This is a genomic window from Chryseobacterium sp. Y16C (assembly GCF_022488405.1).
In the GTDB taxonomy this organism is placed as follows: domain Bacteria; phylum Bacteroidota; class Bacteroidia; order Flavobacteriales; family Weeksellaceae; genus Chryseobacterium; species Chryseobacterium geocarposphaerae.
The window spans coordinates 1,785,309-1,800,287 of sequence record NZ_CP092711.1 but is presented as its reverse complement, the minus strand read 5'-3'; the positions used below and the strand labels follow the sequence as shown (position 1 = coordinate 1,800,287).

Here is a 14,979-nt window from a genome sequence, read left to right as displayed (position 1 = left end):
TTCGCATAAAGAAATAAGCACCCAAAATATACAAAATGAGGTATGCCGTGAGCATCAAAATAAGCGATACATCGTCCCAAATACTGTATGGTTTAAATTCAATTGCTGGAAAACAAGTTGTTTGCGCTTGTAATTGTAGTATCATTTTGCGTTATTAAAAGGATCTTTTCCTTCGCGCATAAACACAGTCCCTATTTTTTGATATTGGATTGGTTGCCCCTTCACACAGGCTGTATAAATCCCCCTTCCAAAGCCATTTTGCGCTCTGATTATGATTACCTCTTTTTCATCAACTCCATTGTCAATGGCAACAAATTTCCTTAATCTGTTATTTTTGATTGGCTCTTTAAAATCTTTTGGTAAATCACATTCTTTAGCGGTTTGTGATTCTTTTGCCTTTTCTTCCTGTGCGAAATAAAATGTTGGTAATGCGAACATTAAAGTAAAAATTAATTTTTTCATTGTAATTATTTTGAATTGTTAATAATGTATGTCTATTTGATAAATTCTTCTCTTTGTTTTGAGGCTTCAGCGTAACTGTCAAATACAAGTATTTTTCTTTTCCTGATATTCATTCCTGTGGGAACAGCACCGTCCTTATAGAGTGTTTTCTCGAACTCGTCCATTTTTTTGTACCTGGCATCTTCGCTTACGTCCGTCATTTCAATAACATCACTTCCGATACTCTGATAGCGAGACATATTCTCTTTAGTAAGTACAGAATCACTGTTGGGTGCTATTATAGCCCATATAATTGCGTATTTGGGTTTTTCAGGCAGAGTTACTGTGTCTTGAATAATGCTTGTAGAATCATTAAAAACAGGTATAGAAGCCTGATAAGTGGTGTCAGTACTAATAGAATCGGAGTTCAAATAAATATCATCCGATGTATCACGCTTTTTACAGCTAACAACTGCGCAAAAAGCTACTAATAAATAAATCTTTTTCATAATGACTTATTTTTCAGATAATAATGCGATAATTCCAATGATAATAAAATGTCCGATGTAGGAAAGAATCCCCCAAAGAATCATAAATCCGATTGCTCCGACAAAAGATTTCGGTTCAACCCAATTCCAAGAGAGAACCCCCGAACCAATAATAACGACTGCGTAAAGAATAAACGCGAATACAGGTAAACATCCGCTGTCATTTGTGTTGCTCATATCTTATAAATTTTATTTGATTTTGGGCAACAAAAAAAGCAAGTGGATTCTCACATGCTTTCAGTTCTGAAGGCTCGGCAAAGCCTGTACCACATAAAAACAGGATAACCACTTGCCATAGGTATGACAAGTGTGTTAAACTGTTTGCATTTTGTGGTTCTTATAAATTTTGCCGATTCACAGAACAAAAGACAAACGTTGTTACACTTTTCTTTTTTCGTTGAAATATTTGCACAAAACTACAAATTTTGTGCCTAATAATAAAGAAAGCTTAAGGAAGTCTCAAATGATTATTAGTAAGATGTTCATAAACATAACTTATTGTATCATTTTCAACTAATTTGGATAACGCAAGGTCTAATAGCTTTCCTTTCAAAACTTGTCCCCAATTTTTCTTACTTAATTTTGTATGAAGCGATTTTAGTTCTTCAATTTCTTCAAAAATTATTTCTTGACCATAGCCTAATTTTTTAAGATGCTCCAAAACTTCATTTATTTTTTCATTTATTTCTTGTTGATTTGAACTTATATTATCATAATTTTCAGTTGTAGCTTCCCTTTTTTCTTCTACATACATTTTACCATTTAAATTAATTTTGCCATCAGATTGATTTCTACTGTAAATAACATCAATCAATCCCATATTTTTCAAAGCTTTCGCCAATTCCATACCTTCTCCCTGATATTGTAGTATAATTCCATTAAGCTCTAAAATCAATTCAATAGGATAGTGCCTATTACCATTTAAATCATAAAGTTTCTCTAAAATTAAATCTAGTTTTTGCTTTGTAGTATAATTCACTCTTTCTTTTACTTTTGTTGATTCAGGAATTGTAACAGCATCTGAAATTTTAATGAGTTTATTAAAATACTTTAATATTGAAATCTTTTCTAATACTTCATTATACATTGACTTTTTAAGCTCTTCATTGCTGTCAACCTTTGTCAAATTTTGAATCATATAAGAAATAGGCTTGGCTTGTTTAAACCCTTTAGTAAACATGTTATTAGGCTCATTTAAAGTATTGTCTAAATAAGATATTACGACGGATTTCCACTCAGTGAAATTTTCACTTAATACATCATAACTAAGATCCCTATATGTGTTTTTTAGATTTTCTCCCTGACTTATAAAAGTTTCAACAGTTGATTGAAACTCACTAATTTCGATTTCTAATTTCATGTTTTTATTTTTAGCGGATTTTTTCAAAATTTCTTCTTGTTTTCAAATAATTATCATCATTATAATAAAGAGTAAACACTTCGCTTAAAAAGGGAATATCCCGATTCTTTTCAGAATGTGCTTTATTTTGTAATTCTGATAAAATTTCAACCCAATATCTAATAATTTGAGCCATATATAATTGTCTATAAATAGTATTTACTTCTGCCATTCCTGTTCTAAATGAGCTTATTCCAATATCTTCGAGTGGTGTTCCAGTTTCATCAATATAAAAAGTACTGCTGGAATTCCCTAAAAGTAGTTTGGCAAGGTCCGCATCTCTTTGGATTTTTTCTTTTTTCTTTTCTGAAACATTATTTTGAAAGATATAAACTTCGATCTCATTATACCAATCCGCAATTGGTGAACTTTGGTATCTATCATTTGTTAAGAAGTCAATATTTGTATATCTATCTCCCTTAGCAAATTTCGAAAGGATTTTTAAAATTTTCGGGTAAATACCTGTATCTAAATTTTCTAGATAGCTAAATTTAACATTATTCCTTGTTACAATTTCCTTGGAAAAATCATACAACTTTTCAATATCATGTCCGATATCGTTTCTCAATGTTCTAGAATCGGGGAATGTAAAGTCATGATTTAAATAAAAATCAATAAGATAACAGATTTTTCCGATTCTTTCGATACCTGTTGATAAAGTTGTTAATGCAGTAAAGTAGTAACCTCTTTTTGCATAATTAACTCTTCCTAAGTGTGTTAGCCCTGTTCCTAAAATATCACTAACAAACTGTGCTTCGGCTAAAAGAGCTTTAAAATTTTCACTATACATGTGTTTTTATATTGCAGTTATTTGTTTAATTGTTAAAGTTAAAGAATTTAAAAATCATTTATATATATCAATGTATAAGGTATCTAAACAAAAACACCCCGCCATAGGGCAAGTTTTTGATAGTACCCCCACCTGTTTAAAGTCGGGCAAAAGTTTTCGGACGTTCTAAAAACCTCAACACTTTTTTGAACATTTTTAGACTACAATCCAGATTTAGAACAGGTTTGAGAGAATTTTGTACAGGTTTAAAATATTTCTTCTGTTTCATTCAAAAGTACCCTAAAATTTGCACATTTGGCACAGTTTTCGGCTACTATAAACCAACGAAAAACCCCATCAATACTACTAATATTGAATGGGGCAGTGTAAAAAATTCTAACGCTAATTAAAACTTATCTACAATGACAAAGTTACAAAATTGTTTGGAGGACTTCCAAATCTATGTCGGTACTTATGGCAAGTACAATTCAGGAAGCATCTACGGTGCATGGCTTGAACTTTCAGATTATTCAAATTATGACGATCTTTTACAGGCTATGCAGGAACTTCACCAAGACGAAGACGACCCCGAATATATGTTTCAGGATTATGAATGTTCAGAGTTCTTTATCAAACAAAAGCTAATCAGCGAATGCCATCTTTCAGTAAACATTTATGAAATAGCCGAACAAATCAATAATTCAGATTATAATTTAGAGGTTATAGAAGCCTATGCAGAGTGTATGAGTTATTATCATGAGGACGTAAGTGACCTATTAGAGAGCCTTTCAGGTTCTTATTATGGCGAGTACAGTTCGGATGAAGATTTTGCGCAGTGTACTTTAGAGCAGGACGGCTCAATTCCTGAAAACCTACCTTCTTACATTTACATTGATTGGGAAGCAACCGCCAGACATTTAATGTATGATTATATGAGTTCTAACGGGTATTATTTCCGAAACTAACAACAATAACAATCTTTGCACCTTGCTTAAATGCAGGGTGCTTTATAACTATTTTAAAAATGAAAGCAAGATATATAAGAGTTTCAACAGGAGCGCAGAACACCGCAAGACAGGAAGAGAAACAGGCACGGGGAGAAAGAATATTTATTGACATTGTTAGCGGTTTTACTCCCTTTAAGGATAGAGAACAGGGAAAAGAACTGATAAAAGCAGTTAATAACAATGAAATCCATTATGTTTCTGTGAGCTCAATTGACAGGTTAGGGCGTAACCTCTACGACATTCTTACAACTTTAGAATTTTTCAAAGAAAAAGGTGTTATTCTTAAAGTTGATAATCTTGGAATAGAAAGCCTAATTAAAGGAAAAGAGAATCAAGCGTTCAAACTTATTATTTCTGTTATGGCTAACATAGCCGAGATGGAACGTGATGCCATTTTAGAGCGTCAACGGGAGGGCATTGCACTTGCAAAGGCTCGAGGAACTTACAAAGGGCGTGAGAAAGGTTCTACTGAAAGTATAGAAGATTTCCTATTCAAGTATAAAGAGGTTATTAAGAACTTAAAGAAAGGAAATTCGATCAGAGATACGGCAAAAATTTGTAACGTCAGTATTGGAACTGTTCAGAAAGTGAAAAATGCAATTTCTATGTAATTATTATTTTTGCAAAAAAAAAATCAAAGATGAAATTCCATGAACATTATAGTCGTTTTTTAGGAGAAGATAATATTTATAAGACCATAGGAGTTGGGCAAAGTAAGGTTATTAATAGTATTTTAATTGGGATATTTATTGTTGCATCTTTTAGCTTATTATGCTTTTCAACTACTGTTTCTAAGACTGAAAAGAGTTTTTTTAAAGTATTTGATACTTGGTCTTTTTACTTAATGATTACTTGTTTATTATCGGTTTATATACTCTTGATTATAGAAAGAACAAGACAGTATGAACATATTCGTGATAAAGCAGGTCATTTGAATCAAAATAGACTGAGTGTAATTTTATTTGGGATAAGCTGGAACTCAATTGTACTTAAGTATTTTTGGTTTGAAGAATTGGCTTCAAAATATAGGTTAATAACAAATAATGAATTGAAGTCTTATAAATTATTCATCAATAAAGAATTAGAGATATGCGTTGAGCCTAAGTTTTCAATTAATGTTCCATTATTAAGTTTTCTTGCTACAACCCTTGTACCTTTGATAGGATTTATTTTCGTTGCTTTTGGAATTAAAGGGCAGGAGCAAAGTAAAATCATTATTTTATCTATTATTTTGATGAGTCCTATTTTCTTGATAATTATATCTAGAGTAAGAGATAGTTTTAAAGATAAAAAAAGAAATTATACCAATATGCAAAACTACTCTTTAGCATTAGATTATATTTTGGAAGAGAGAGAAAGAAATTGTACTGTTCAGGATGAAGATACTTATTAAATGAAAAATAACGAGGGTAGACCACTCAACGAAAATAAAATTACCACTATCGACACGTCTGGAAGTAACTGAAAAGCTACTATTTTAAGCAAGATTTGAAATATATTCCTTTTAAAATTCTATATGGTTAAAATGGTACTTTATTTAGTTTTTTCAAAATAATAAAATTCCACAATTTTTAGCTATATGGATAATCTATGAAAAAGAGCCTGATTTACGGAATTGTAATAGTCAGGCTCTTAAAATATCTATATGAATATTCTTGTTATTCTATTTTTGAATAAATTAAGAATTTATCAATAAGATAGGATTTTATTTTTTCCACGCAGAATGTAAACTATCAGCTACCATTTCACGGGAAAACTGAACATATTTTTTGAAAGACTTGTAATCTTTATGACCTGCAATTTCTCGGATAAACTCTTCATTCATTCCATTAATCAATGAGTTAGTAATGAAAAACACCCTTCCATAATGCATTGTTAAATAATCGTGAGCATTTTTTTCTACTGTAATCTCATTTTTACCTGAATACTTTACAAACCTTATCTTATCATCAAACCAATTGTTTCAAAAAGTTTTTTAATTTCTCTATTGCAAAATTGGTTAGTGGGTACTTTTAACCTACCATAGCGTTCCGTGTGAGCTTTAATTATTTCTTTTGGTACATCTAATAAAGGTATATCAACCATTTCTTTAGCTTTTTTGATATGTAAACGTAAAAAGTCTTCTGTAACGTCCTCTGGTCTCATATTTTGTATGTCAACAAATCTCAAACCTGTATATGAGCTAAAAATGAAAATATCCCTCACGATATTACTGTAATCATCTTCAAAATCAGTTATTCTCAATCTTTCTACAATTTCAGGAGTAAGTTTTATTTTTTCAGAATCATCTTTGAAAACTAAGAATTTTTTAAATTCCATATTATTATGAAATCGTTTTTCTCCTGCCCAATTCATGAACGTTTTAAATATTGTTACATATTTTCCAATAGTAGAGTTGTAGTAATTCTTTTCAATGAAATATGCCAATAACTCATCATAGAAATTAAGCGTAATGTTTTGAAATGACATATCAAATTTCATTTCAGCTGAAAACGTTTGAAGATGGTTTTTACACGTTTTATAGGTCTTAATGGTATTTTCTGATACGTGTTGTTTTCTAACATCAATAAACTCATCAAAAACGCTTAATACGCCTTTTTTCCTAGCAGTTGCTGTGTTGACGGGTGTAATCTTGTGTTCAAACTCTTTTTCCAAAATTTCTTTAGATAAAGGTTGATCCTTTAATAAATACTCCCTTTCAATCTCTTTTAAGATTTTGACAGTGTTTTCGATTTTCAGATTTTTAGTGGCTGATTCGGGAGCAAGTTGTCTCACTTTTGTCCCCGCCCATTGTGAGGGTTTTACTTTTACCCCTGTGGAGCGTTTCAGTCTCTGACCTTTTACGGTTGCTGAAACATATACCATTGTTTCGGTTGCCTTTTTAGGCTCTTTTAAGAAAAATGCAATGTTCATTCTATTTTTTTGTTTCAAAATTAGTCTGTGATACAACTGAAAATCTTTTTAAATTGTCCTCAGGGACAGTATAGGGACAAAAAAGGACTAAATTTGATGAAACGCTATTAAACATCATTAAAACAAAAATCCCTTCTAAACATTGTTTAAAAGGGATTTTCTTGATTGAGTAAGTTAAGTTGTGTTTAACTTCTGTGGTTTCTCCAGGAATCGAACCAGGGACACATGGATTTTCAATCCATTGCTCTACCAACTGAGCTAAGAAACCATTATATTTTTATTTGACTTACTTCGTTGTTTTAAAGTGATGCAAAAGTAGTAAGTTTTGGTATACAAAGCAAGTATTAACCGGACTTTTTTTAACAAAACTTAAAAACCTATTGATTCTCAGATGAATTATTTTCCTGTTCTTTTCTTATCTGCTCGCTCATTTCCTCCAATACAGGCTTTATCGTGTTTTCGGGAAGATCACTTATTCTTATATACATCAACCCGTCAATTGCGTCATTGAAGTTAGGATCAACATTGAAAGCAATTACTTTTGCGTTTTGTTTGATGTATTTTTTTATCAAGACAGGAAGCCTTAGTTCCGGTTCCAGGTCATCAATAATCTTATCTAATTTATTTAAATCAGATTCCATTTCATCAAAGAACAGATTTTTATCTCTGTCTCTAAGCTTTACTTTATATTCATTTCTTGGAGTAATGTATTGAGCCACGGCAGAATCATAATAATTGGAACGCATAAACTCAATCATCAGGGATTTTGAAAACTCGGAAAACTTATTGGAAATACTTACTCCTCCCATTAAGAACTTATGATCCGGATTTCTCAGACAAACGTGCACGATTCCTCTCCATAAAAGGAAAAGCGGAAGTGGCTTTTGCTGGTATTCCTGACAGATGTAAGCACGTCCCATTTCAATAACCTTTTTAAAGAAAGGATGAATGTCCTGCTCAAATTCAAATAGAGAACTGGTATAGAATCCTTTGATACCGAATTTTTTCATCACTTCCTTTCCTAAAGCCATTCGGTAAGCTCCGACTAATTTTTCCTCCGCATTGTCCCAAAGGAAAAGGTGATGATAGTGCTTATCATATTCGTCCAAGTCGAAAGGAAGATTGCTTCCTTCGCCTACTGCACGGAAAGTGAGTTCTCTCTGACGTCCGATTTCTCTCATGATAGAAGGGATCTCCTCGTAAGAAGTGAAATATACCTCGTAATTTCCATTACTGAAAAACATTTTATCAGTGCCTTTCAGTTTATTGATGTCTTTAAGAATATCTTCTTTTGGAGTTTCGTCTATAATATTCTGAACGATATTTTCTTCTTTAAGTAAAGGAAATTTTACATACAGATTTTGAAGATTAATGCTTTGAGCCAACGATTTCCTTTTTTCATAGTAAGATTTCATCATATAAACCTTACGTTTCAGAAACTCACCCAATTCTTCAATGGTTTCCATATCATCCATTGCCTTCACGGTGATAGGTCTTCCTATCCTGATTCTGATAGGCTTTTCCCTGTCGTTCATCATTTCCGCAGGAAGCATCAGGGTTTGCAAATTCGGATGAAGTTTTGCTACCTGATAAAACAAACGGCTGTTTTTTGCATGAAAATACATAGGAACTACCGGTACTTTTGCCATTCTGATAAGCTTTAATGCCGGTTTTTCCCATTCCTTATCTAAAATTTCTCCGTATGGATTGTTTTTGTTGGAAACTTCTCCTGCCGGGAAAATACCTATACAGCCTCCGTTTTGTAAATGCTTCAATGATTCACGCATTCCGGAAGAGCTGCTGTAAGCGTCTTTTCTGTTCTCAAAAGGATTTACTGAAATCACATACGGCTCCATCGGTTTGATCTTTTCCAAAAGAAAATTCCCCATAACCTTAAAATCGGGACGGATTTCTGATAAGATTTTACACATTAAAATTCCGTCAATGGCACCAAGCGGATGGTTGGAAACCAGTATAAACGGTCCTGTTTTAGGAATTTTTGCCAAATCTTCTTCAAAAGCAATATAACTTAAGTTTCTTTCTCTCACAAATGAGTCGAAAAAGTCTTTATCTTCCTTGTCTTTTAGTTTATCGTATAATTTGTTGACTTCATTTATTTTTGCAATGCTCATTACAGCAGCTGCAATAGGATTCTTAAGGAACCCCATTTTATTTAAGCCGGAAGCTTTAATCAAATCGTTTTTCGATATTAAACTCATGTGTGTTTAGTCGCAATTTGCGTTATTTTGTTACCATTTGAAGTGTATTCTTCGAAATCTGCTCCAATAATACACTTTTTTCCTGGTAAAATTTATCAATGTTCTCCATCTTCGCATTCCTTACAGTAAATAAAGATACATTTTTTACAACTTCAGTTTCAAATACTTTTTGAAGTTCATTATTAAGCTCATCAATGGTATTGAATTTATCTTCCAGACATAAAGCTAATGAAATAGCTGAATTCTGCATCAAAGAAACCTTAATTTTGTATTTAGATAAATACCCGAAAATTAAACTCATATGATCTTCTGCAATGAAAGAGAAGTCTCTGGTAGAGATTTTCAGTAAAGTCTGATTTTCTTTTAAAATATATGATTCTTCGTTTTGGTTTTTGTCCGAAGCTCCTACTTTTGTACCTTCCTTGGTAGGATCTACAAAAGATTTTACATAGAATGGAATGTTTTTTTGCTGAAGTGGCTGCAATGTTTTCGGGTGTATAACACTTGCTCCGTAATATGCCATTTCTATAGCTTCTTCATAAGAGATATTTGACAGTAAGGAAACATCCTGGAATTTTCTCGGATCTCCGGTCATAACTCCCGGAACATCTTTCCATATCGTCATGGCCTCTGCATTAAGACAATACGCGAAGATGGCAGCAGAGTAGTCAGAACCTTCTCTCCCTAATGTTACTGTAAAGTTGTTGTCATCTGATCCGATAAAACCTTGTGTAACGTAGCAGTTCTCTTTATTCAGATGTGAAATTAACTCTTCGGTATTTATCCAGTTTACAACCCCTTCTCTGTAAGAGTTATCTGTTTTTACATAATCTCTTGCATCTAACCACTGATTGGTAAACTGAATTTCATTTAAATATTCACTTACGATTTTCGTAGAAATCATTTCTCCACAGCTCACTACCTGATCGTAAACAAAATTGTAGTTAGGAGATTTATTTCTTCTTAAAAAAGAGTCTATATCATCAAAAAACAGATTGATCTCTGCGAAAACCGCATGCTTCTCGGGGAACAAACCTTCAGCAATCTCTATATGCTTTTGCTTTATCTTCTCAATTTCAGTTTGATAGTTATCTTTCTTGAAATAAAGTTCTACCACTTTTTCCAATTCATTAGTTGTTTTGCCCATTGCTGAAATTACCAGCAGACATTTTGAAAATCCCTGGCTTTTTAATACCATAGAGACATTCTTTACACTTTCAGCATCTTTTACCGATGCTCCACCAAACTTGAAAATCTTCATTAAATTGTTAATAATAAAATTGTTAGATAAAAATTTATGAGAGTTTTTTACGGGTGACAAAATTATACATTTACGGCGAGATATGAAATAGTCTTGCTTTTGTACAGGCTTAAGATTTTATTAAAATTAAGAATTGGGTGAAATCATTCAGATTGCTTCAGGAAAAAGGGAGGCTTTTTTTATGATAAGGTGTTGTTATATCTATTAGATAAGGTCGTATTGGATTGATAAACAGATGGTAAGGTCTTTTGTTGATAATTTTTTTTAATTGTGATAAATTTTACGAAATTTGGAGAAAACGTAAAAAGAAAAATATGTCAGAGCAACCATTACAAACTTTAGGAGAGTTTCTTATTGATAGACAAGATGATTTTCAGTATTCTACAGGAGAGTTTTCTCGTCTCCTTAGTGCAATAAGATTGGCTTCAAAAGTTGTAAACAGAGAAGTAAACAAAGCAGGAATTGTAGACATTGCAGGTGCTGCCGGAAACCAAAATGTTCAGGGAGAGGAACAACAAAAACTGGATGTGATTGCTAATGAGATTTTTATTACAGCATTATCTCAAAGAGAGGTAGTTTGTGGGATTGCATCGGAAGAAAATGATGACTTTATTGATATTAAATGTGGCGAAAACGGGCATTTAAGTAAATATGTTGTTTTGATCGACCCTTTGGATGGTTCTTCAAATATTGACGTAAATGTTTCTGTAGGAACCATTTTCTCAATTTACAGAAGGGTTACCGAACCGGGAACTCCGGTTCAGCTGGAAGACTTTTTACAAAAAGGAATCAATCAGATTGCGGCAGGATATGTAATTTATGGTTCTTCAACAATGATTGTTTACACGACAGGAAATGGAGTGAACGGATTTACGCTTGATCCTTCTTTAGGAACTTATTATCTTTCTCATCCGAATATGACTTTCCCGAAAACAGGGAAAATTTATTCTATCAACGAAGGAAATTATATTAAATTCCCTCAAGGTGTTAAAAATTACCTTAAATATTGCCAGATGGAGGAGGGAGACAGACCATACACTTCAAGATATATTGGTTCATTGGTAGCAGATTTTCACAGAAATATGCTGAAAGGCGGAATTTATATTTATCCGTCTTACTCACAGGCTCCAAACGGAAAATTAAGATTACTATATGAATGTAATCCGATGGCTTTCTTAGCGGAACAGGCTGGAGGAAAAGCTACAGACGGTTTTAGAAGGATTCTGGAAATTGAACCAACAGAGCTTCATCAAAGAATCCCTTTCTTCTGCGGAAGCGTTGAAATGGTTGAGAAAGCAGAAGAGTTTATGCGAATCGATAGCGTAAAATAATGAAAGCAGAATATTCAAGATATTTATTACAATTCAAACGCCCGAGTGGAACATCTCGCGGCGTTTTGCATGAAAAGGAAACCTTTATCCTGGAAGTTTCTGAAAATGATAAAAAAGGAATAGGAGAGTGCGCGATTTTCAGGGGGCTAAGTTTTGATGACAGACCAGATTATGAGGAAAAACTGCAATGGCTTTGTGAAAATATTAATCAGGATCCAAAGCTTTTAAAAGAGAAACTAAAAGAGTTTCCGTCTATCTGGTTTGGATATGAGCAGGCCATTTTAAATTTAAAACATGGAGAAAACCTATATTTTCCAAGTGAATTTACAAAAGGAAAAACTCCGATTATCATCAATGGTTTGATCTGGATGGGAGATGTTGGCTATATGGAAGAACAGATTCAGGACAAGCTGGAGAAAGGTTTTCACTGCATTAAATTGAAAATAGGAGTCGACTGGAAATCCGAACATGAAGTTCTTCAGAAATTGAGACAAAAATTCTCAAAAGAAGTATTGGAACTTCGTGTTGACGCCAATGGCGGGTTCACAAAAGAAGAAGCGCAAATTGTTTTGCAGCAATTGGCGGATTTGAATATTCATTCTATTGAACAGCCTATTAAGGCAGGAAATTGGAAAGATATGGCAGATTTATGTGCAAAAACTCCGACCCCGATTGCTTTAGATGAAGAATTGATCGGGATTATTGATTTTGATAGAAAGAAAGAATTATTAGAAGCCATTAAGCCACAATATATTATTTTAAAACCGGCGTTGGTTGGTGGTTTTGAGGGCAGTAATGAATGGATTTCTCTTGCCGAAAAGCAAGGCATAGGTTGGTGGATTACGTCTGCTCTGGAAAGTAATATTGGCTTAAATGCAATTGCTCAGTACACATTTACCAAAAATAATAAAATGCCTCAAGGATTGGGAACTGGAGGGTTGTTCACAAATAACTTCGATACACAGCTAAAATTGAGCGGTGAAGAGCTTTATTTTAAAATTGAATAACCAAAAAGCCTAAAATCTTAAACTACGTTTTCTACAAAAATGACTTTTTTGATATAATCAACAAACTGTGAGAATTTAGATTTTATTTTTTTCATGTTATAGTGATATTTTTTTCAAAAACGGTACCACACTGTGCGTGTTATTCTTGAAGTACAAAAATAAGATTAAAAATCTTTACTTGAACAATTATTTAAGGTTTTTTATCTAAGGTTAAGAAAAAATAACAAATTGGTGAATTTTTTAAGTTCTATGTAATGAGATTCAATTTTTTTTACCCTTAAATTTTCTTAAATTTGCAAATTGTCGTAGTATTCGACATCTTAAAGCGAATTTTAATGGAAGAAGAAAAAAAATCACTCAATTTTATTGAGCAAATTATCGAAGATGATTTGGCAAACGGTCTGAAAAGAGATCAGATCCGTTTCCGTTTTCCGCCTGAACCAAACGGTTATCTGCATGTAGGTCATACCAAAGCAATCTGCATCAATTTTGGTTTGGGTGAAAAATACAATGCTCCCGTAAACCTTCGTTTCGACGATACGAACCCTGAAAAAGAAGAGCAGGAATTCGTAGATTCTATCATGAAAGACGTTGAATGGTTGGGTTTCAAATGGGATAAAGTTTTGTATGCATCCGATTACTTCCAGCAGCTTTACGATTGGGCAGTTCAGTTAATTAAAGACGGAAAAGCTTATGTAGATGAGCAACCGTCTGAAGTAATTACAGAACAAAGAAAAAATCCAGCAGAGCCGGGAATTGAATCTCCATACAGAAACCGCCCTGTCGAAGAGTCTTTAGACTTATTCGAAAGAATGAAAAATGGTGAATTCGAAAGTGGCTCCATGTCTCTTCGTGCGAAAATCGATATGACTTCGCCGAATATGAATATGCGTGACCCTGTTATGTATAGAATTTTGAATAAACCTCATCACAGAACCGGTACAGACTGGAAAATTTACCCGATGTACGACTGGGCACATGGTGAATCCGATTATATTGAACAAATTTCACACTCGCTTTGTTCCTTAGAGTTTGAAAACCACAGGCCGCTTTATGACTGGTATCTGGATCAGGTATATGATGAAACTAAAGTAAGAAATAAGCAGAGAGAATTTGCAAGAATGAACGTTTCTTATATGATCACTTCCAAAAGAAAGCTGCAAAGGCTGATCGCTGAAAATGTAGTGAACGGTTGGGATGATCCAAGAATGCCTACGATTTCCGGAATGAGAAGAAAAGGGTATACTGCTACTGCTATCAGGAATTTTATTGAAAAAGTAGGAGTTGCCAAAAGAGAAAACTTAATTGAACTTCAGTTATTGGAATTCTGCGTTCGTGAAGACTTGAATAAAGTAGCGAAGCGTGTGATGACAGTAGTGGATCCGGTTAAATTAATCATTGAAAATTATCCTGAAGGGCAGGAAGAGTGGCTGGAAACTGAAAATAATCCTGAGCAGGAAAATGCAGGGACCAGAGAAATTCCTTTTTCGAGAGAATTATATATTGAACGTGAAGACTTCAAGGAAGAAGCGAATAATAAGTTCTTCAGACTAAAATTGGGTGGTGAAGTTCGTTTGAAATCTGCTTACATTATTAAAGGTGAAAGAGTGGAGAAGGACGAAAACGGAGAAATCACGACAATTTATGCGACTTATGACGAAAAATCTAAGTCGGGGAGTGGAACTGAAGAAAGTTTAAGAAAAGTAAAAGGTACGATCCACTGGGTTTCGGCAAAACATGCAATTCCTGTGGAAGTAAGAAATTACGATAAATTATTCACTGTGGAACAGCCTGATGCCGAGAAAGATGTGGATTTCTTGAATTTCATCAATCCAAATTCTGTAACTACAGTTCAGGGATTTGCTGAGCCTAGCTTAAAAGATGTGGCGGTTGGAGAACCTCTTCAATTCCAGAGAATTGGCTATTTTACGAAGGATCAGGATTCTACGGATGATAGATTGGTATTTAACCGTACAGTTACTCTGAAAGATTCTTATAAACCTGAATAATTTCAGGAATTAAATAAAAAACAAAAGCAGGGCTTATTTCTAAGTCCTGCTTTTTTATGGTTTAAAATATGACTA

15 protein-coding genes and 1 tRNA gene are annotated in these 14,979 nt (G+C 33.3%); 6 read left to right on the top strand and 10 right to left on the bottom strand.

Going from position 1 to position 14,979, the window contains the following annotated elements; all coding sequences use genetic code 11:
- Positions 1-141: 141 nt before the first annotated feature.
- From MKS83_RS07950 to MKS83_RS07930, 5 genes are all read right to left on the bottom strand, one after another.
- Positions 142-462 carry a hypothetical protein gene (locus MKS83_RS07950; protein WP_129039280.1) on the bottom strand — a complete coding sequence of 107 codons (321 nt, stop codon included), beginning with the start codon at positions 460-462 and terminating at the stop codon, positions 142-144.
- Between the two features lie 32 nt (positions 463-494).
- Positions 495-872, bottom strand: a complete 378-nt coding sequence (locus MKS83_RS07945; RefSeq protein ID WP_240582707.1) for a hypothetical protein — start codon at positions 870-872, stop codon at positions 495-497.
- Between the two features lie 84 nt (positions 873-956).
- Entirely contained in the window at positions 957-1,166 is a 210-nt protein-coding gene (locus tag MKS83_RS07940; RefSeq protein WP_240582706.1) for a hypothetical protein, read from the bottom strand.
- Between the two features lie 271 nt (positions 1,167-1,437).
- Complete coding sequence (locus tag MKS83_RS07935; RefSeq protein ID WP_240582705.1) at positions 1,438-2,349, bottom strand: hypothetical protein; 912 nt, start codon at positions 2,347-2,349, stop codon at positions 1,438-1,440.
- A gap of 10 nt (positions 2,350-2,359) precedes the next feature.
- Positions 2,360-3,178 carry a hypothetical protein gene (locus tag MKS83_RS07930; protein ID WP_129039290.1) on the bottom strand — a complete coding sequence of 273 codons (819 nt, stop codon included), beginning with the start codon at positions 3,176-3,178 and terminating at the stop codon, positions 2,360-2,362.
- A gap of 401 nt (positions 3,179-3,579) precedes the next feature.
- Here MKS83_RS07930 and MKS83_RS07925 point away from each other — a divergent pair, with 401 nt between their 5' ends.
- The 3 genes from MKS83_RS07925 to MKS83_RS07915 are packed head-to-tail and all read left to right on the top strand — an operon-like array spanning position 3,580 to position 5,557.
- Positions 3,580-4,122, top strand: a complete 543-nt coding sequence (locus MKS83_RS07925; protein WP_240582704.1) for an antirestriction protein ArdA — start codon at positions 3,580-3,582, stop codon at positions 4,120-4,122.
- 59 nt (positions 4,123-4,181) lie between these two features.
- Complete coding sequence (locus MKS83_RS07920; RefSeq protein ID WP_129039294.1) at positions 4,182-4,775, top strand: recombinase family protein; 594 nt, start codon at positions 4,182-4,184, stop codon at positions 4,773-4,775.
- Positions 4,776-4,804: 29 nt separating this feature from the next.
- Entirely contained in the window at positions 4,805-5,557 is a 753-nt protein-coding gene (locus tag MKS83_RS07915) for a hypothetical protein (protein ID WP_129039296.1), read from the top strand.
- A gap of 312 nt (positions 5,558-5,869) precedes the next feature.
- On the opposite strand, the gene MKS83_RS07910 is transcribed toward MKS83_RS07915, so the two are convergent.
- From MKS83_RS07910 to MKS83_RS07890, 5 genes are all read right to left on the bottom strand, one after another.
- Positions 5,870-6,037, bottom strand: coding sequence for a hypothetical protein (locus MKS83_RS07910; RefSeq protein ID WP_240582703.1), 168 nt, complete (start codon positions 6,035-6,037; stop codon positions 5,870-5,872).
- Positions 6,038-6,102: 65 nt separating this feature from the next.
- Entirely contained in the window at positions 6,103-7,095 is a 993-nt protein-coding gene (locus MKS83_RS07905) for a tyrosine-type recombinase/integrase (protein WP_240582702.1), read from the bottom strand.
- Between the two features lie 177 nt (positions 7,096-7,272).
- Positions 7,273-7,345: transfer RNA gene (locus MKS83_RS07900), tRNA-Phe, on the bottom strand.
- Between the two features lie 109 nt (positions 7,346-7,454).
- Positions 7,455-9,296, bottom strand: coding sequence for a lysophospholipid acyltransferase family protein (locus MKS83_RS07895; RefSeq protein ID WP_240582701.1), 1,842 nt, complete (start codon positions 9,294-9,296; stop codon positions 7,455-7,457).
- A 22-nt stretch (positions 9,297-9,318) separates the two neighbouring features.
- Positions 9,319-10,557: an aspartate kinase gene (locus MKS83_RS07890; protein WP_240582700.1), complete on the bottom strand. Its 1,239-nt coding sequence runs from the start codon at positions 10,555-10,557 to the stop codon at positions 9,319-9,321.
- Positions 10,558-10,871: 314 nt separating this feature from the next.
- Here MKS83_RS07890 and fbp point away from each other — a divergent pair, with 314 nt between their 5' ends.
- The 3 genes from fbp to MKS83_RS07875 all read left to right on the top strand — a co-directional run bounded on the left by fbp (position 10,872) and on the right by MKS83_RS07875 (position 14,904).
- The gene (fbp, locus tag MKS83_RS07885) at positions 10,872-11,888 is read left to right on the top strand and encodes a class 1 fructose-bisphosphatase (RefSeq protein WP_100376325.1); all 1,017 of its coding nucleotides are present in this window, start codon (positions 10,872-10,874) and stop codon (positions 11,886-11,888) included.
- Positions 11,888-12,895: an o-succinylbenzoate synthase gene (gene menC / locus MKS83_RS07880; RefSeq protein WP_240582699.1), complete on the top strand. Its 1,008-nt coding sequence runs from the start codon at positions 11,888-11,890 to the stop codon at positions 12,893-12,895. The genes fbp and menC overlap by 1 nt, the downstream gene beginning before the upstream one ends.
- 335 nt (positions 12,896-13,230) lie before the next feature.
- Positions 13,231-14,904, top strand: coding sequence for a glutamine--tRNA ligase/YqeY domain fusion protein (locus MKS83_RS07875; protein ID WP_240582698.1), 1,674 nt, complete (start codon positions 13,231-13,233; stop codon positions 14,902-14,904).
- The last annotated feature ends 75 nt before the right edge of the window (positions 14,905-14,979 follow it).